The sequence below is a fragment of the Streptomyces sp. NPDC057950 genome, from assembly GCF_042887295.1.
GTDB classification, from domain to species: Bacteria; Actinomycetota; Actinomycetes; order Streptomycetales; family Streptomycetaceae; genus Streptomyces; species Streptomyces kaempferi.
On the sequence record NZ_JBHVPP010000002.1, the window covers coordinates 44,509 to 62,861 of the forward strand.

The 18,353-nt window shown below is 69.8% G+C and carries 9 protein-coding genes; 7 read left to right on the forward strand and 2 right to left on the reverse strand.

Annotated elements, in window-relative coordinates:
- Window positions 1-47: 47 nt before the first annotated feature.
- The gene (locus ACFVTC_RS04455) at window positions 48-3,044 is read left to right on the forward strand and encodes a bifunctional [glutamine synthetase] adenylyltransferase/[glutamine synthetase]-adenylyl-L-tyrosine phosphorylase (RefSeq protein WP_390123859.1); all 2,997 of its coding nucleotides are present in this window, start codon (window positions 48-50) and stop codon (window positions 3,042-3,044) included.
- A 452-nt stretch (window positions 3,045-3,496) separates the two neighbouring features.
- On the opposite strand, the gene ACFVTC_RS04460 is transcribed toward ACFVTC_RS04455, so the two are convergent.
- Both ACFVTC_RS04460 and ACFVTC_RS04465 read right to left on the reverse strand, forming a co-directional pair.
- Window positions 3,497-4,357 carry a phosphatase PAP2 family protein gene (locus ACFVTC_RS04460; RefSeq protein WP_390123861.1) on the reverse strand — a complete coding sequence of 287 codons (861 nt, stop codon included), beginning with the start codon at window positions 4,355-4,357 and terminating at the stop codon, window positions 3,497-3,499.
- A gap of 110 nt (window positions 4,358-4,467) precedes the next feature.
- The gene (locus ACFVTC_RS04465; RefSeq protein ID WP_381919864.1) at window positions 4,468-5,502 is read right to left on the reverse strand and encodes a LacI family DNA-binding transcriptional regulator; all 1,035 of its coding nucleotides are present in this window, start codon (window positions 5,500-5,502) and stop codon (window positions 4,468-4,470) included.
- Window positions 5,503-5,969: 467 nt separating this feature from the next.
- Here ACFVTC_RS04465 and ACFVTC_RS04470 point away from each other — a divergent pair, with 467 nt between their 5' ends.
- The 6 genes from ACFVTC_RS04470 to pulA all read left to right on the forward strand — a co-directional run bounded on the left by ACFVTC_RS04470 (window position 5,970) and on the right by pulA (window position 18,344).
- Complete coding sequence (locus tag ACFVTC_RS04470) at window positions 5,970-7,244, forward strand: extracellular solute-binding protein (RefSeq protein WP_390123863.1); 1,275 nt, start codon at window positions 5,970-5,972, stop codon at window positions 7,242-7,244.
- A 109-nt stretch (window positions 7,245-7,353) separates the two neighbouring features.
- Complete coding sequence (locus tag ACFVTC_RS04475) at window positions 7,354-8,358, forward strand: carbohydrate ABC transporter permease (RefSeq protein ID WP_390123865.1); 1,005 nt, start codon at window positions 7,354-7,356, stop codon at window positions 8,356-8,358.
- A 13-nt stretch (window positions 8,359-8,371) separates the two neighbouring features.
- On the forward strand, window positions 8,372-9,280 hold the full coding sequence (locus ACFVTC_RS04480; RefSeq protein WP_390123867.1) for a sugar ABC transporter permease: 909 nt from the start codon (window positions 8,372-8,374) through the stop codon (window positions 9,278-9,280).
- 230 nt (window positions 9,281-9,510) lie between these two features.
- Window positions 9,511-11,190 (forward strand): glycoside hydrolase family 13 protein, encoded by a 1,680-nt coding sequence (locus ACFVTC_RS04485; RefSeq protein WP_390123869.1) that lies wholly within the window; start codon window positions 9,511-9,513, stop codon window positions 11,188-11,190.
- Window positions 11,191-11,420: 230 nt separating this feature from the next.
- Complete coding sequence (locus ACFVTC_RS04490) at window positions 11,421-12,803, forward strand: alpha-amylase family protein (protein WP_390123871.1); 1,383 nt, start codon at window positions 11,421-11,423, stop codon at window positions 12,801-12,803.
- Window positions 12,804-12,947: 144 nt separating this feature from the next.
- The gene (gene pulA, locus ACFVTC_RS04495) at window positions 12,948-18,344 is read left to right on the forward strand and encodes a pullulanase-type alpha-1,6-glucosidase (RefSeq protein WP_390124693.1); all 5,397 of its coding nucleotides are present in this window, start codon (window positions 12,948-12,950) and stop codon (window positions 18,342-18,344) included.
- The last annotated feature ends 9 nt before the right edge of the window (window positions 18,345-18,353 follow it).

An 18,353-nucleotide genomic window follows, 5' to 3' on the forward strand; every position in this document is an offset into this window, starting at 1 on the left:
CGACGCTGACCGGACCGGGTGCGACTTCGATCCGAGGGAGGCCGAGGATGACGGCGCCGGGGCGCAGAAGCAGTACCTTCACACGGCTGCTGCGGCACGGCTTCACCGATCCCTCGGCGGCCGAGCGGCTCCTGGAGAGCGACCAGCTCGCACCCATAAAAGCCGATCCGGTCCTCCTCGAGGCACTCGGGACGACCGCCGACCCGGATCTCGCACTGCTCGGACTGGTCCGGCTGGTCGAAGCGCAGGACGGGCACACGGCCGAGCGCGAACTCCTCGACACACTGGTCGCCGCCAAACCGCTGCGCGACCGGCTGCTCGGCGTGCTCGGCGCCTCCGCCGCCCTCGCCGACCACCTCGCCCGCCACCCGGGCGACTGGCAGGAGCTCGTCACCTACGAGCCGCAGGACCTGCACCCCGGAGTGGCGGAGTTCGAGCGCGGCCTCGCGGAGGCGGACGACCCCGTCTCGCTGCGCGTCGCCTACCGGCGCTGTCTGCTGTCCATCGCCGCACGCGACGTCTGCGGCACCACCGACCTCGCCCAGACCGCCGCCGAACTCGCCGACCTCGCCACCGCCACCCTGCGCGCCGCGCTCGCCATCGCCCGGGGCGCCGCGCCCGGCGACGCCGCGCTGTGCCGGCTCGCCGTCGTCGCGATGGGCAAGTGCGGCGGACACGAGCTCAACTACGTGTCCGACGTCGACGTGATCTTCGTGGGGGAGGCGGCCGACGGGGCCGACGAGGGCAAGGCGATCCAGGCCGCCACCCGGCTCGCCGCCCACATGATGCGGATCTGCTCCGAGACGACCGTCGAGGGCAGCATCTGGCCCGTCGACGCCAACCTGCGGCCCGAGGGGCGCAACGGCCCCCTGGTCCGCACGCTCAGCAGCCATCTCGCCTACTACCAGCGATGGGCCAAGACCTGGGAGTTCCAGGCGCTGCTCAAGGCGCGCCCGGTCGCCGGGGACATCGAACTCGGCACGGAGTACGTGAACACGCTCGCGCCGCTCGTCTGGCACGCCGCCGAGCGCGAGAACTTCGTCGCCGACGTGCAGAAGATGCGGCGCCGGGTGGTCGAGAACATCCCCGTCGCCGAGGTCGACCGGGAGCTGAAGCTCGGGCCGGGAGGGCTGAGGGACGTCGAATTCGCCGTGCAGCTCCTGCAGTTGGTACACGGTCGGGCCGACTCCTCGCTCCGCAGCGGCACCACGCTCGACGCCTTGAAGGCACTCGCCGCGGGCGGGTACGTGGGGCGTGCCGACGCCGTCCAGCTCGACGACTCCTACCGGTTCCTGAGACTGATGGAACACCGCATCCAGCTGTACCGGCTGCGGCGCACCCATCTGGTGCCCGAGGACAGCGCCGATCTGCGCCGCATCGGACGGTCGTTGGGACTGCGCGTCGATCCGGTCGTCGAGCTGAAGCGCGAGTGGAAGCGGCACCGGGCCGTGGTGCGGCGCCTGCACGAGAAGCTCTTCTACCGGCCGCTGCTCGACGCCGTCGCCCAACTCGCCACCGGCGAGGCCCGGCTGAGCGCGGACGCGGCCCGGGAGCGGCTCGTCGCGCTCGGATACGCCGACCCGGCCGCCGCGCTGCGGCACCTGGAGGCGCTGGCCTCCGGCGTCTCGCGCAAGGCGGCCATCCAACGGACCCTGCTGCCCGTGCTGTTGGGATGGTTCGCGGACTCCGCCGAACCCGACGCCGGCCTGCTCAACTTCCGCAAGGTGTCGGACGCGCTGGGCAAGACCCCCTGGTACCTGCGCCTGTTGAGGGACGAAGGCGCGGCGGCCGAGAACCTCGCACGCGTGCTGTCCGCGGGGCGGCTCGCCCCCGACCTGCTGATGCGCGCCCCGGAGGCGGTCGCGCTGCTCGGCGACGGGGACGGCGGCGGGCTGGAGCCGCGCGTCCGGGCGCATCTGGAACAGGAGGTGCTCGCGGCGGTCGGGCGGGCCGCCGGGGGTGAACAGGCGGTCACCGCCGCGCGCGGGGTGCGGCGGCGGGAGCTCTTCCGTACCGCCGCGGCCGACATCGTCGCCTCCTACGGCACCGAGGAGACGCCCGTCGTCGCCGACCAGGGCGCCCTGGTGGATCAGGTCGGCGGAGCGGTCTCCGACCTGACCGCGGCGACGCTCGCGGGGACGCTGCGGGCCGTGGTGCGGGACGGATGGGGGGACACCCTGCCCACCCGGTTCGCGGTGATCGCGATGGGACGGTTCGGGGGGCACGAGCTCGGTTACGGGTCCGACGCGGACGTACTGTTCGTGCACGAGCCCCGGGAGGGCGTGGACGAGCACGAGGCGTCCCGGGCCGCCAACGCCGTGGTGTCCGAGATGCGGCGGCTGCTCCAGGTGTCCAGCGCGGATCCGCCGCTGCTGATCGACGCGGATCTGCGGCCCGAGGGGAAGTCCGGGCCGCTCGTACGGTCGCTGAAGTCGTACGAGGCGTACTACCGGCGGTGGTCGCTGGTGTGGGAGTCGCAGGCGCTGCTGAGGGCCGAGTTCGTGGCCGGGGACGAGGACCTGGGGCGCCGGTTCATCGAGCTCGTCGATCCGCTGCGGTATCCGGCGGAGGGGCTGGGCGAGGACGCCGTACGGGAGATACGGCGGCTGAAGGCCCGGATGGAGTCGGAGCGGATGCCTCGCGGGGCGGATCCGACGCTGCACACCAAGCTGGGGCGGGGCGGGCTGTCCGACGTGGAGTGGACGGTGCAGTTGTTCCAGCTGCGGCACGGGTGGGACGAACCGGGGCTGCGGACCACGCGGACGCGGGAGGCGCTGGCGGCCGCGTGTGCGGCGGGGCTGGTGTCGGGGGAGGACGCGGCGATCCTCGACGAGGCGTGGGTGCTGGCTACGCGGGTGCGCAACGCGGTGATGCTGGTGCGGGGGCGGGCCGGGGACACGTTTCCGTCCGACGGTCGGGAGCTGGCTGCCGTGGGGCGGTACCTGGGGTACGGGCCCGGCCATGTGGGCGACATGCTCGACGACTATCGGCGGACCACTCGGCGGGCTCGGGCCGTGGTGGACGAATTGTTCTACGGAGCGTGAGATCGCCCGGGTGCGGGTGCGGGGGCGTCCGCGGGCTCGGGCGTGCGGGTGGCGCGGTGCGGGCGTGCGTGCGGCGCGGTGCGGGCGTGCGGGTGGGGCGGGGCTGTGCCGGTACGTCGAGCCCGTCGCCGTTGGATCAGGCGTGGGACTGGTGGGGAGCCGTTGTTCGATCCGGGCGTAAGCGACGGGCTGTGACGTACCGGCACGGCCCCTCGCGTGCGTCGCCGGGTGCGGGTATGTGGTGGGTCGGGGCCTGGGCGGCTTCGGGCTGCGACCTACCGGCACGGCCCCTCGCGTGCGTCGCCTGGTGCGGGTACGTGCTGGGTCGGGGCGGTGGTGGGGCGCCCCTCGCGTGCGTCGCCGGGTGCGGGGGCGTGGTGGGTCGGGGCCTGGGTGGCTTCGGGCTGTGAGGTACCGGCACGGCCCCTCGCGTGCGTCGTCGGGTGGTGTGGTCAGGCCTTCAGGGGGAGCATCGGGGCGCCGCGTGTTCCGGGGACCCAGCGGGGCAGCTCGTACGGCAGGGCGCCGTACCAGAGGCGCGTCATCGTGAAGCCGAAGGCCAGGCAGAGCAGGCCGCCCACCGCGTCGAGCCAGAAGTGGTTCGCGGTGGAGACGATGACCAGCAGGGTGGCCGCCGGGTAGAGGAGGCCCAGGATGCGGGCCCACGGTGCCGAGGCCAGGGCGAAGATCGTCAGGCCGCACCAGAGCGACCAGCCGATGTGCATCGACGGCATCGCGGCGTACTGGTTCGACATGTGCTTGAGGTCGCCGGAGGCCATCGAGCCCCAGGTGTGGTGGACGACGACCGTGTCCACGAAGTGGCCGCCGTTCATCAGGCGGGGCGGGGCGAGCGGGAAGAAGTAGTAGCCGACCAGGGCCACCGCCGTCGTGGCGAACAGGGCCAGGCGCGCCGCCGCGTAGCGGCCTGGATGGCTGTGGTAGAGCCAGACCAGGACGGCCAGCGTCACCACGAAGTGCAGCGTCGCGTAGTAGTAGTTCATCCCGACGATCAGCCATGTCGCCGAGTTGACGGCATGGTTGACCGACTGCTCGACCGCGATCCCGAGGTGGTGCTCCGTGCGCCAGATCCAGTCCGCGTTGCGCAGCGCCTTGCCCCGCTGTTCCGGCACGGCGTTGCGGATCAGCGAGTACGTCCAGTAACTCGCCGCGATGAGGAGGATCTCGAACCAGAAGCGGGGGCGACGCGGAGTCCGCAGACGGTGCAGGAAGCCCTTACCCGCACGGTCCTCCGCGACGGGGCGTGGAGCGGCCCGGTCCTGGCCTTCCAGTGTCGTCACGGTCGTCTCACCCATAGGCGCAAAGTCTGCCAGAAAAGCGTTCCGCGACCGATCATCCCTTGGTCGGGTCCTGGCCGCACGTTCTACACCGAACGGACCGCTACGAGTGGCGCGGGGAATCCTCCCTAGGGACGATTCCGGTCCCCAGGGGCCGAAGCGGTCGAACCGCGCACCACCAGTTCCGGCATGAACACGAACTCACTGTGCGGTGCGGGAGTCCCCCCGATCTCCTCCAGCAGCGTCCGCACCGCCGCCTGGCCCATGGCCGGCACCGGCTTGCGGATCGTCGTCAGGGGCGGGTCGGTGAAGGCGATCAGCGGCGAGTCGTCGAAGCCCACGACGGATATGTCCTTCGGTACGTCCAGACCGCGTCCGCGAGCCGCCCGTATCGCCCCGAGGGCCATCATGTCGCTGGCGCAGACGACCGCCGTGCAGTCCCGTTCGATGAGCGCGGCCGCCGCGGCCTGCCCGCCCTCCAGGGTGTACAGCGAGTGCTGGACCAGTCGCTCCTCGACGTCGGCGGGAGCGAGTCCCAGCTGCTCCTGCATCGTGCGCACGAAGCCCTCGATCTTGCGCTGCACGGGCACGAACCGCTTCGGACCGAGGGCGAGCCCGATGTTGGTGTGCCCCAGCGAGACGAGGTGCGTGACCGCCAGGTCCATCGCCGCGCGGTCGTCGGGCGAGATGAACGGCGCCTGCACCTTCGGCGAGAACCCGTCGACCAGGACGAAGGGGACCCCCTGCGCGCGCAGCTGCTCGTAGCGCTGCATGTCCGCCGAGGTGTCCGCGTGCAGTCCGGAGACGAAGATGATGCCCGCGACGCCGCGGTCCACCAGCATCTCGGTCAGCTCGTCCTCGGTGGAGCCGCCCGGGGTCTGGGTCGCGAGGACGGGGGTGTACCCCTGGCGGGTCAGGGCCTGCCCGATGACCTGCGCCAGCGCGGGGAATATCGGGTTCTCCAGCTCGGGGGTGATCAGGCCGACCAGGCCCTCGCTGCGCTGCCGCAGCCGGACCGGGCGCTCGTAGCCCAGTACGTCGAGCGCGGCCAGGACGGACTGGCGGGTCGTCGCGGCGACACCGGGCTTCCCGTTCAGGACGCGGCTGACAGTCGCCTCACTGACCCCCGCCTGGGCTGCGATGTCGGCAAGCCGTGTGGTCACGGGATGGGACTGTACCTGCCGGTTCTCGCCCTGCCCACCAACCAGACGCCGTGTGCGGGCGGTTGATCGGCCCGCTCCGGGCTGCTGCGTCATCGCGCTCCCTCGTGTTCTGGTCGGCTCGGCGTCCCGTGCGTGCGCCGCGGGAAGGGGTGGCTCCTGCAAGGCGCTGACGGGCCGATGATCCCCGTACCGGGCGGGTATGGCAAGAGCTTGCAGAGTCTTGCACAGGGGCCTCGCCGCCCGCTGAGCGGCCTCGGACAAGGGTTTCCGTACCATCGCCCCCGGGTCACGGGCGAGTAACTCTCGGCAGTCCTTGCACTTTTTTGCTGCAAGGTCTTTCGCGTCGCTTTCAACGCTGTTACGTTCACGTCGCCCGGCGGACGCAACGGCGCAGTCGGCAAGTCGGCAAGGGGAGCGGGCGGGACCGCTTCCTCACCCACTCGGGCTTTCACCCTCAAGGAGATCTCATGCGGCGTGGCATAGCGGCCACCGCGCTGGTGGCGTCCCTCGCCCTCGCGGCGACGGCCTGCGGCGGCAGTGACAGCGGCAGCGACAAGTCGGACGGCCCCACCACCATCACCTGGTGGGACACCTCCAACGCCACCAATGAGGCGCCGACGTACAAGGCACTGGCCCAGCAGTTCGAGAAGGCCAACCCGGACATCAAGGTCAAGTACGTCAACGTCCCCTTCGACCAGGCGCAGAACAAGTTCGACACGGCCGCCGGCTCCAAGGGCGCCCCGGACATCCTGCGCTCGGAGGTGGGCTGGACCCCGGCGTTCGCGAAGAAGGGCTTCTTCCTGCCGCTGGACGGCACCGAGGCCCTCGCGGACCAGGCCAAGTTCCAGCCCAGCCTGATCGAGCAGGCCAAGTTCGACGGCAAGACGTACGGTGTCCCGCTGGTGACCGACACCCTCGCGCTCGTCTACAACAAGGCGCTGTACAAGAAGGCCGGCATCACCGAGGCCCCCAAGACCTGGGACGACCTGAAGAAGGCCGCCGCCACGATCAAGCAGAAGACGGGCTTCGACGGCTACTGGGGCTCGACACAGGCGTACTACGCGCAGTCGTTCCTCTACGGCGAGGGCACCGACACCGTCGACGCCTCCGCGAAGAAGATCACCGTGAACTCGGCCGCGGCGCAGAAGGCGTACGGGACCTGGCAGGGCCTGTTCTCCGGCAAGGGACTGCACAAGGCCGACACCACCGCCGACGCCTACGCCCACATCCAGGACGCGTTCGTCAACGGCAAGGTCGCCTCGATCGTCCAGGGCCCCTGGGAGATCACCAACTTCTACAAGGGCTCGGCCTTCACGGACAAGACCAACCTCGGTATCGCCACCGTCCCGGCCGGCTCCACCGGCAAGGCGGGCGCCCCGACCGGCGGCCACAACCTCTCGGTCTACGCCGGGTCCGACAAGGCCCACCAGACGGCGTCGCTGAAGTTCGTGAAGTTCATGACCTCGGCAGCCTCGCAGGCCACGATCGCGCTCAAGAACTCCACGCTGCCGACCCGTGACGACGCCTACACCAGCGCCGTCAAGGCCGACCCGGGCATCGCCGGCTACCAGACGGTGCTCGCCGCCGCCCAGCCGCGGCCGGCGCTGCCCGAGTACAGCTCGCTGTGGGGCCCGCTCGACACCGAGCTGCCGAAGATCGCGGGTGGCAAGGAGTCCCTGGACAAGGGCCTGAGCAACGCCGAACTGGCGATCGCCAAGCTGGTCCCGGACTTCAGCAAGTGAGTCCGTGTGGCCGTCGGGTTCCCTCCCGTCCCCCGGGGTCCGGGAGGGAACCCGACGGCCACCGGCGTGCGCACGGCCCCAACCCTGATCTTCCAGAAGGTGTCGAACCATGACAGTCGCCATCGACCGAGCGACCGGAAAGCGTGTCGGTGACCGCGGGTCACGCCCCGGTCCGCTCCAGCGTCTCAAGCGCGGGTACCAGAAGTACTGGTACGCGTACGCGATGATCGCCCCGGTGGTCGTCGTGCTCGGCGGACTGGTGCTGTATCCGCTGGTGCGGGGCCTCTACCTGACGCTCACGGACGCCAACAGCCTCAACTCCGCCCGCACGATCGGCGTCAACCACATCGACGCCACCTACAAGTTCATCGGCCTCGACAACTACAAGGACATCCTGTGGGGCCCGACGTCGTACGACCGCTTCTGGTCGCACTTCATCTGGACCATCGTGTGGACGGCGCTCTGTGTCGCCCTCCACTACTGCGTGGGGCTCGGCCTCGCCCTGCTGCTCAACCAGAAGCTGCGCGGCCGTACGTTCTACCGGCTGATCCTGGTGCTGCCGTGGGCCGTGCCCACCTTCGTCACCGTCTTCGGCTGGCGCTTCATGCTCGCCGACGGCGGCATCATCAACTCCATGCTCGACGCGGTGCACCTGCCGTCGCCGCTGTGGCTGGAGGACACCTTCTGGCAGCGGTTCGCGGCGATCATGGTCAACACCTGGTGCGGTGTGCCCTTCATGATGGTCTCGCTCCTCGGCGGCCTGCAGTCCATCGACGGCACGCTGTACGAGGCCGCGGAGATGGACGGCGCGAGCGCCTGGCAGCGGTTCCGCTACGTCACCCTGCCGGGGCTGCGGTCGGTCAGCTCGACCGTCGTGCTCCTCGGCATCATCTGGACCTTCAACCAGTTCGCCGTGATCTTCATCCTGTTCGGCAACACCGCGCCGGACGCGCAGATCCTCGTCACCTGGGCCTACTACCTCGGCTTCGGACAGCAGCCGCGCGACTTCGCGCAGTCGGCGGCCTACGGCATGCTGCTGCTGGCCATCCTCGTCGTCTTCACCTCCTTCTACCGCCGCTGGCTGAACCGCAATGACCAGCAGCTCGCGATCTGAGGCGGGAGTCTCCATGAGTACCAGCACCCTTCGGACGTCTCCGGCCGAGCAGGTCCCCGTACCCGCGGAGCCGTCGGTCCGGCCCCGCCGGCGCGGGGAGCGCGGGCTCCTCGGCTCGCTCACCTCCCACGGCGTCCTCATCGTCGCGAGCCTGATCGCGCTGTTCCCGATCGCCTGGCTCGTCTTCCTGTCCCTCGGCCCGGACAAGGACGACTATCTGCACCCCGGACGCATCTGGCACACGATGACGTTCACCAACTACTCCTTCGTGCTCCAGCACACGAACTTCTTCGAGTGGATGAAGAGCTCGCTCATCGTGTCGCTCGGCACCACGGTGGTCGGTGTGATGATCGCGGCCACCACCGGCTACGCGGTCTCGCGCATGCGCTTCCCCGGGTACAAGAAGTTCATGTGGGTCCTGCTGGTCACCCAGATGTTCCCGATCGCCGTACTGATCGTGCCGATGTACCAGATCCTCTCGGACCTGCAGCTCATCGACTCCTACCTCGGCCTGATCATCGTCTACTGCTCGACGGCGGTGCCCTACAGCGCCTGGCTGCTCAAGGGCTACTTCGACACCATCCCGTTCGAGATCGACGAGGCCGGACGCGTCGACGGACTGAGCCCCTTCGGCACCTTCTTCCGGCTGATCCTGCCGCTCGCCAAGCCGGGCCTGGCGGTCGCCGCCTTCTACAACTTCATCACCGCGTTCGGTGAGGTCGCGTTCGCCTCCACGTTCATGCTCGACGACTCGAAGTACACCTTCGCGGTCGGCCTGCAGAGCTTCGTCAGCGAGCACGACGCGCAGCGCAACCTGATGGCCGCCACGGCGGTGCTCATCGCGATACCCGTCTCGGCGTTCTTCTACCTCGTGCAGAAGAACCTCGTCACCGGTCTCACCGCCGGCGGAACGAAGGGCTGACCGCGCCCGGACAGCCCCCAGGCTCCCGCGCGCTCGTCGCGCGCGGGTGGCGGCCGCGGTGCCCATCCGACCCCGCCGGCACCGCGGCCGCCTCGTTCCGCCGACCCGACGACGCACCTCCCTCCCCGAGCCCCGGGCCCCGCCCGGACGGAGGGGGAGATCCCACCTCGAACTCCTCTCCCACTCTCGGCCTCGCCCGAGCGGGGGACCCCCACCGCATCAAGGACGCCATGAGCCAGCACTCCGCCGACCAGGCCCCGAACTCCGCCCTCGCCACCGTCGCCACCCGTCGCGACTGGTGGCGCGACGCGGTGATCTACCAGGTCTATCCGCGCAGCTTCGCCGACAGCAACGGCGACGGCATGGGCGACCTGGAGGGCGTACGTTCCCGACTGCCCTACCTGCGCGACCTCGGTGTGGACGCCGTGTGGCTCAGCCCCTTCTACGCCTCGCCGCAGGCCGACGCCGGATACGACGTGGCGGACTACCGGGCCGTCGACCCGATGTTCGGCAGTCTCCTGGACGCCGACTCCCTCATCCGTGACGCCCACGACCTCGGCCTGCGGATCATCGTCGACCTCGTTCCCAACCACTCCTCCGACCAGCACGAGTGGTTCAAGCGCGCCCTGCGGGAGGGCCCCGGCTCCGATCTGCGGGACCGCTACCACTTCCGCCCCGGCAAGGGCGCGGACGGCGAACTGCCGCCCAACGACTGGGAGTCGATCTTCGGCGGGCCCGCCTGGACCCGGGTCACCGAGCCGGACGGCACCCCCGGCGAGTGGTACCTGCACCTCTTCGCGCCCGAGCAGCCGGACTTCAACTGGGAACACCCGGCCGTGGGCGACGAGTTCCGCTCGATCCTGCGGTTCTGGCTCGACATGGGCGTCGACGGCTTCCGTATCGACGTCGCGCACGGGCTGGTGAAGGCGGAGGGCCTGCCGGACCTCGGCGACCACGACCAGCTGAAGCTGCTGGGCAACGATGTCATGCCGTTCTTCGACCAGGACGGCGTGCACGACGTGTACCGGCAGTGGCGCACGATCCTCGACGAGTACTCGGGCGAGCGCATCTTCGTCGCGGAGGCGTGGACCCCGACGATCGAGCGCACCGCGAACTACGTCCGCCCCGACGAGCTGCACCAGGCCTTCAACTTCCAGTACCTGGGCACCCACTGGGACGCGGCCGAGCTGCGCTCGGTGATCGACCGCACCCTCGACGCGATGCGCCCGGTCGGCGCCCCCTCCACCTGGGTGCTGTCCAACCACGACGTGACCCGGCACGCCACGCGGTTCGCCAACGAGGCCGGCCTCGGCACCCAGATCCGCACGGCGGGCGACCGGGAGCTCGGGCTGCGCCGGGCCCGCGCGGCGACCCTGCTGATGCTGGCGCTGCCCGGCTCCGCCTACCTCTACCAGGGCGAGGAGCTCGGCCTGCCCGACGTCGTCGACCTGCCCGACGAGGTGCGCCAGGACCCCGCCTACTTCCGGGGCGCCGGCCAGGACGGTTTCCGCGACGGCTGCCGGGTGCCGATCCCGTGGACCCGGGCGGGTTCCTCGTACGGCTTCGGTGACGGCGGCAGCTGGCTGCCGCAGCCCGCCGAGTGGGCGGAGCTGAGCATCGAGGCGCAGTCCGGCGTGGCGGGCTCCACGCTGGAGCTGTACCGCGACGCGCTCGCCGTGCGGCGCGAGCGGTCCGACCTCGGGGCGGGCGACACCGTCGACTGGCTGGACGCGCCGGACGGTGTGCTCGCCTTCCGCCGGGGCGCGTTCGTCTGCACCGCGAACACCGGGAGCGAGTCCGTGACCGTCCCGGCGTACGGCAGGGTGCTCGTCGCGAGCGGCGAGGTGACCCTGTCCCGGGACGGCGAGGCGAAGCTGCCCGCCGATACGACCGTGTGGTGGGCAGCCTGACCCTCCCGCCACGACGGCTGAGCGGTGCCCCGGTCCTTCTGGACCGGGGCACCGCTTTTTTACGCGTTGAAATCCCTTACGACATCTTGCTGAAACTTGGCGGCAAGGGATACGTTCCGGCTCACGCCCGACTGATTCACTGGGCAACTTCCTTCCAGGGCCCCCCACTTGCACCCCGGAGCCCCGGTCACCCGCACACCCCCACCGCACAATGACGTGCAGGAGATGACATGGCCAAGAGAACTCTTGCCACCGCGCTCGCGCTCGCCGCGGGCATGGCGGCCTCGGTGGTCCTGCCCACCGGCACCGCCCAGGCATCCCCGCCCGGGACCAAGGACGTCACCGCCGTTCTGTTCGAGTGGAAATTCGACTCCGTCGCCAAGGAGTGCACCAACACCCTCGGCCCCGCCGGATACGGCTACGTCCAGGTGTCCCCGCCCGCCGAGCACGTACAGGGCTCGCAGTGGTGGACCTCCTACCAGCCCGTGAGCTACAGGATCGCCGGGCGGCTCGGTGACGCCACCGCCTTCAGGAACATGGTCGGCACCTGCCACGCGGCCGGCGTGAAGGTCGTCACGGACACGGTGATCAACCACATGTCGGCCGGTTCCGGCACCGGAACCGGCGGGTCGTCGTACACGAAGTACAACTACCCGGGCCTGTACTCCTCCTACGACATGGACGACTGCACGGCGACGATCAGCGACTACACCAACCGCGCCAACGTCCAGAACTGCGAACTCGTCGGCCTCGCCGACCTGGACACCGGTGAGGAGTACGTCCGGTCCACCATCGCCGGGTACCTGAACACCCTCCTCGGGTACGGCGTCGACGGCTTCCGCATCGACGCGGCCAAGCACATACCGGCGGCCGACCTCGCCAACATCAAGTCCCGGCTCGCCAATCCGTCCGTGTACTGGAAGCAGGAGGTCATCTACGGCTCCGGCGAGGCGGTCCAGCCCACCGAGTACACGGGCAACGGGGACGTCCAGGAGTTCCGGTACGCGTACGACCTCAAGCGGGTCTTCAACAACGAGAACCTCGCCTATCTGAAGAACTACGGCGAGGGCTGGGGCTACATGAGCAGCTCCGTCGCGGCCGTCTTCGTCGACAACCACGACACCGAGCGCAACGGCTCGACCCTGAACTACAAGGACGGGGCGAACTACACGCTCGCCAACGTCTTCATGCTGGCCCACCCGTACGGCGCACCGGACATCAACTCCGGCTACGAGTGGTCCGACGCGGACGCGGGACCGCCCAACGGCGGCACCGTCAACGCGTGCTGGCAGGACGGCTGGAAGTGCCAGCACGCCTGGCCGGAGATCAAGTCGATGGTCGCCTTCCGCAACGCCACCCGCGGGCAGGCGCTGAGCAACTGGTGGGACGACGGCAACGACGCCATCGCCTTCGGGCGCGGCAGCAAGGGCTTCGTCGCCATCAACCACGAGACCTCCACGCTGAGCCGGACGTACACGACGTCCCTCGCGGCGGGCACCTACTGCAACGTGCAGAACAACACGCAGGTCACGGTGAACGGTTCGGGGCAGTTCACGGCGACGCTGGGCGCCAACACGGCACTCGCCCTCTATGCGGGCAAGTCCAGCTGCTGAAAAGACTTTCCGCATGTTGCAAGACTCTTGCTGTAAACCTTGCGTGAGCGATACGGTCACGCGGGCGTTCGGCACCGGAGCCGGAACGCAGCGCGGGGTCGGACCCATATGCGCCGTAATCGCTAGGAGTTCACACCGGTGGACCTGATACCGAGAGGGCCGGCGGTTCGCCCCGGCCGTTCCAGGCTGCGCGCGGCGGTCCTCGCCGCCGCGCTCGCCGTATCGCTCGCGCAACCCCTCGCGGCGCGGGCCGAGACCCCGCCCGCGCCCCCGTCCGACGCGAAGCTCGCGGCCGAGCCCGCGCGGCACGACGCCACCCGCGACCAGTTCTACTTCGTGATGCCGGACCGCTTCGCCAACGGCGACACCTCCAACGACGAGGGCGGGCTGACCGGCTCACGGCTGTCGACCGGATACGACCCGACCGACAAGGGCTTCTACCAGGGCGGCGACCTCAAGGGCCTCACCAAGCGGCTCGACTACATCAAGGGCCTCGGCACCACCGCCATCTGGATGGCGCCGATCTTCAAGAACCAGCCCGTGCAGGGCACCGGCAAGGACGCCTCGGCCGGCTACCACGGTTACTGGATCACCGACTTCACCCGCGTCGACCCGCACTTCGGCACCAACAAGGACCTGGAGACCCTCATCTCCAAGGCCCACGCCAAGGGCATGAAGGTCTTCTTCGACGTCATCACCAACCACACGGCCGACGTCGTGGACTACCGGGAGAAGTCCTACGACTACCTCTCCAAGGGCGCCTTCCCCTATCTGACCGAGGACGGCCGGCCCTTCGACGACGCGGACTACGCGGACGGCACCCACGGCTTCCCGTCCGTGGACACCGACTCCTTCCCGCGCACGCCGACCGTGCCCGCCGCGAAGAAGAACGCCAAGGTCCCGTCCTGGCTCAACGACCCGGCCATGTACAGCAACCGGGGCGACTCCACCTACGCGGGCGAGTCCACCACCTACGGCGACTTCTCCGGTCTCGACGACCTGTGGACCGAGCGTCCCGAGGTGGTCGGCGGCATGGAGAAGATCTACGAGCGGTGGGTGCGGGACTTCGGCGTCGACGGCTTCCGGATCGACACCGTGAAGCACGTGGACATGCCGTTCTGGACGCAGTGGGCCACCGCCCTGGACCGCTACGCGGCCGAGCGCGGCCGGAAGAACTTCTTCATGTTCGGCGAGGTCTACTCCGCCGATACCTCGGTCACCTCGCCGTACGTCACCCAGGGCCGGCTCGACGCGACCCTCGACTTCCCCTTCCAGGACGCGGCGCGCTCCTACGCCTCCCAGGGCGCCAGCGCGAAGAAGCTGGCGTCCGTGTTCGGGGACGACTACAAGTACACGACCGACAAGGCCAACGCGTACGAGCAGGTCACCTTCCTCGGCAACCACGACATGGGCCGCATCGGATCCTTCCTGAGGCAGGACGACCCGAAGGGCACGGACGCGGAGCTGGTGAAGAAGGACCGGCTCGCCAACGAGCTGATGTTCCTCAGCCGCGGCAACCCCGTCGTCTACTACGGCGACGAACAGGGCTTCACCGGCGCCGGCGGCGACAAGGACGCCCGTCAGACGATGTTCGCCTCCAAGGTCGCCGACTACCTCGACGACGACGAGCTCGGCACCGATCGCACGCACGCGAGCGACGCCTACGACACGAGCGCACCGCTCTACAAGGAGATCGCCGCTCTCTCGAAGCTCCGCAAGGACAACCCGGCCCTCGCGGACGGGGTGCAGACGGAGCGGTACGCGGCCGACGGGGCGGGCATCTACGCCTTCTCCCGTACCGGCGGCGACAGGACCGAGTACCTCGTCGCCCTCAACAACGCGGGCGAGGCGAGGACGGCGACCTTCGCGACCGGCTCCGCGGGCACGACCTTCCGGGGGATCTACGGGACCTCCTCCCATCCGACCAGCGACGCCGACCGGAACGTCACCGTCACCGTCCCGGCCGGTTCCGCCGTCGTCCTCAAGGCGGGCCGTCCACTCGGCGCCCCCGCCGCGAAGCCCTCGCTCACCCTGAAGGCGCCGGACGCGGGCGCGACGGGCACCGTCGAGCTCGGCGCCGACGTCACCGGCGGTCAACTGGACCGGGTCGTCTTCGCCGCCCAGGTCGGAGACGGAAAATGGCGGACCCTCGGCTCCGCCGACCACGCCCCGTACAAGGTCACCCAGGTCATCGGCGAGAACGTACCGGCCGGAACGACCCTGCGCTACAAGGCGGTGGTCGTCGACTCGGCCGGGCGGACCGCCAGTGCGACGGCGACGACCACCACCGGGACCCCGCCCGCCCCGGAGGTCCCCACCGCCTCCTCGCGCGACTACGCGGTCGTCCACTACAAGCGCACCGACGGCGACTACACCGACTGGCGGCTGTACGCCTGGGGCGACCTCGCCGACGGCGAGGCCACGACCTGGCCCGTCGGCCACGACTTCGTCGGCCGCGACGCCTACGGGGCCTTCGCCTACGTCAAGCTGAAGCCCGGTGCCTCCAGCGTCGGCTTCCTCGTCATCGACAAGGACGGCAACAAGGACGTAGCCACCGACCGCACCATCGACGTCACGAAGACCGGCGAGGTCTGGCTCGAGCAGGGCAAGGAGCCGGTCCTCACCGAACGGCCCGACCACCCCGCCCAGGACAAGTCCAAGGCGGTGCTGCACTACCACCGCGCCGACGGCGACTACACCGGCTGGGGCCTGCACACCTGGACCGGGGCCGCGACGCCCACGGACTGGACCAAGCCCCTGCAGCCGGTGCGCACCGACGCCTACGGAGCCGTCTACGAGGTGCCGCTCGCCGAGGGCGCGACCAGCCTCAGCTACATCCTCCACAAGGGCGACGAGAAGGACCTGCCCACCGACCAGTCCCTCGACCTGACCGCGAACGGTCACGAGGTGTGGCTGCTGAACGGCCAGGAGAAGTACCTGCTCCCGCAGCCCGCGGGCAGCGCGGCCGCACTCGACCCGACCACCTCCAAGGCGGTCTGGATCGACCGGGACACGGTCGCCTGGAACGGCTCCGACGCCGCCGTGTCCACCCAGCTCCTGTCCTCCCGCGACGGCTCGATCGCCGTCAAGGACGGGACGCTGACCAGCGACGACGAGCGCTGGCTGCGGCTGGAGAAGACCACCCTGACCGACGCCCAGAAGGCCGCGTTCCCGCACCTGAGGACGTACACCGCCTGGTCGGTCGACCCGCGCGACCGCGACCGGGTCCGCGCGTCGCTCGGCGGCCAGCTCGTCGCCACGCAACGCGCGGCGAACGGCGCCGTGCTGGCGGCGACCGGCGTGCAGACCGCCGGCGTCCTGGACGACCTCTACGACGCGGGGAAGGCGCGGCTCGGGCCGGTCTTCCACGACGGAGTCCCCACCCTGTCCGTATGGGCCCCGACCGCCCAGTCGGTGAGCCTCGACCTCGACGGCACCACCGTCGCGATGCGACGGAACGACACCACCGGCGTCTGGTCCGTCACGGGCAGGCGGTCCTGGACGGGCAAGCCCTACCGCTACGTCGTGAAGGTGTGGGCGCCGACCGTCGGCGAGGTCGTCACCAACAAGGTCACCGACCCGTACTCGGTCGCCCTGACCACCGACTCCGAGCGCAGCCTGGTCGTCGACCTGGACGCCAGGTCCCTCGCCCCGTCCGGCTGGTCCTCGCTGAAGAAGCCGAAGGCCGTGCCGCTGCGGGACGCGCAGATCCAGGAACTGCACATCCGCGACTTCTCGGTGGAGGACAAGACCGTCCCAGCCAAGGACAAGGGCACCTATCTCGCCTTCACCGACAAGAACAGCGACGGCTCGAAGCACCTGAGGAAGCTGGCCGCGTCCGGCACCTCGTACGTGCACCTGCTACCCGCCTTCGACCTCGCGACCGTTCCCGAGAAGAAGGCGGACCGGGCGAGCACCGACTGTGATCTGGCCTCCTACCCGGCCGACTCCGAGAAGCAGCAGGAGTGCGTCGCGAAGACCGCCGCGAAGGACGCGTACAACTGGGGCTACGACCCGTACCACTACACGGTGCCGGAAGGCTCGTACGCCACCGACCCCGACGGCACCGGACGCACGGTCGAGTTCCGGAAGATGGTCAAGTCACTGAACGAGGACGGCCTCAGGGTCGTCATGGACGTCGTCTACAACCACACCGCCGCGAGCGGCCAGGCCGACACCAGCGTCCTCGACCGGATCGTCCCCGGCTACTACCAACGGCTCATGGCCGACGGCAGTGTGGCCACCTCCACCTGCTGCGCGGGCACGGCTCCCGAGAACGCCATGATGGGCAAGCTCGTCGTCGACTCGATCGTCACCTGGGCCAAGGAGTACAAGGTCGACGGCTTCCGCTTCGACCTCATGGGACACCACCCCAAGGCCAACATCCTGGCGGTCAGGAAGGCCCTCGACGCGCTCACGGTCGCGAGGGACGGCGTCGACGGCAAGAAGATCATCCTGTACGGGGAGGGCTGGAACTTCGGTGAGGTCGCCGACGACGCCCGCTTCGTCCAGGCCACCCAGAAGAACATGGCCGGGACCGGCATCGCGACCTTCTCCGACCGGGCCCGCGACGCGGTGCGCGGCGGAAGCCCCTTCGACGAGGACCCCGGCGTCCAGGGCTTCGCGTCGGGTCTGTTCACCGATCCCAACTCCTCCACCGCCAACGGCACCCCGGCCGAGCAGAAGGCCCGCCTGCTGCATTACCAGGACCTCATCAAGGTCGGTCTGACCGGCAACCTGGCCGCGTACCGTTTCACCGACTCCGCGGGCAAGGAGGTCACCGGCTCCGGGGTCGACTACAACGGCGGGCCGGCCGGGTACGCCGTGGCGCCGGGCGACGCGCTGGCCTACGCCGACGCGCACGACAACGAGTCCCTGTACGACGCCCTCACCTACAAGCTGCCGGCCACCACGAGTGCGGACGACCGGGCGCGCATGCAGGTGCTCGCCATGGCGACGGCCACCCTCTCGCAGGGCCCGTCCCTCTCCCAGGCAGGATCCGACCTGCTGCGCTCCAAGTCCCTCGACCGCAACTCGTTCGACAGCGGCGACTGGTTCAACGCCGTCCACTGGGACTGCAGGGACGGCAACGGATTCGGGCGCGGGCTCCCCATGGCCGCCGACAACCAGTCCAAGTGGCCCTACGCCAAACCCCTGTTGAGCACCGTCAAGGTCGGGTGCGGACAGATCGAGGGCAGCTCGGCCGCGTACCAGGACCTGCTGAGGATCCGCACCACCGAGAGCGTCTTCTCGCTCGCCACGGCCGGCCAGGTGCAGTCGAAGCTGTCCTTCCCGCTGTCCGGGAAGGACGAGACACCCGGGGTGATCACCATGAAGCTCGGCGGCCTCGTCGTCGTCCTCAACGCGACACCCCAGCGCCAGGAACAGCGGATCGGCTCGCTGTCCGGGACGCCCTACGCGCTGCACCCGGTGCAACGGGCGGGTGCCGACCCCGTCGTCAAGTCCGCCGCCTACCAGAAGGAGACGGGAACCTTCACCGTTCCGGCACGGACTGTGGCCGTCTTCTCCCTGACCTCCTGAAAAGGGCAT

What these genes read in the sequence shown, in the direction of transcription:
- ACFVTC_RS04490 (WP_390123871.1), top strand. Translation starts at nt 11,421, where the DNA reads ATGGCCAAGAGAACTCTTGCCACCGCGCTCGCGCTCGCCGCGGGCATG.
- ACFVTC_RS04475 (WP_390123865.1), top strand. Translation starts at nt 7,354, where the DNA reads ATGACAGTCGCCATCGACCGAGCGACCGGAAAGCGTGTCGGTGACCGC.
- ACFVTC_RS04480 (WP_390123867.1), top strand. Translation starts at nt 8,372, where the DNA reads ATGAGTACCAGCACCCTTCGGACGTCTCCGGCCGAGCAGGTCCCCGTA.
- ACFVTC_RS04460 (WP_390123861.1), bottom strand. Translation starts at nt 4,357, where the DNA reads ATGGGTGAGACGACCGTGACGACACTGGAAGGCCAGGACCGGGCCGCT.
- ACFVTC_RS04470 (WP_390123863.1), top strand. Translation starts at nt 5,970, where the DNA reads ATGCGGCGTGGCATAGCGGCCACCGCGCTGGTGGCGTCCCTCGCCCTC.
- ACFVTC_RS04455 (WP_390123859.1), top strand. Translation starts at nt 48, where the DNA reads ATGACGGCGCCGGGGCGCAGAAGCAGTACCTTCACACGGCTGCTGCGG.
- ACFVTC_RS04485 (WP_390123869.1), top strand. Translation starts at nt 9,511, where the DNA reads ATGAGCCAGCACTCCGCCGACCAGGCCCCGAACTCCGCCCTCGCCACC.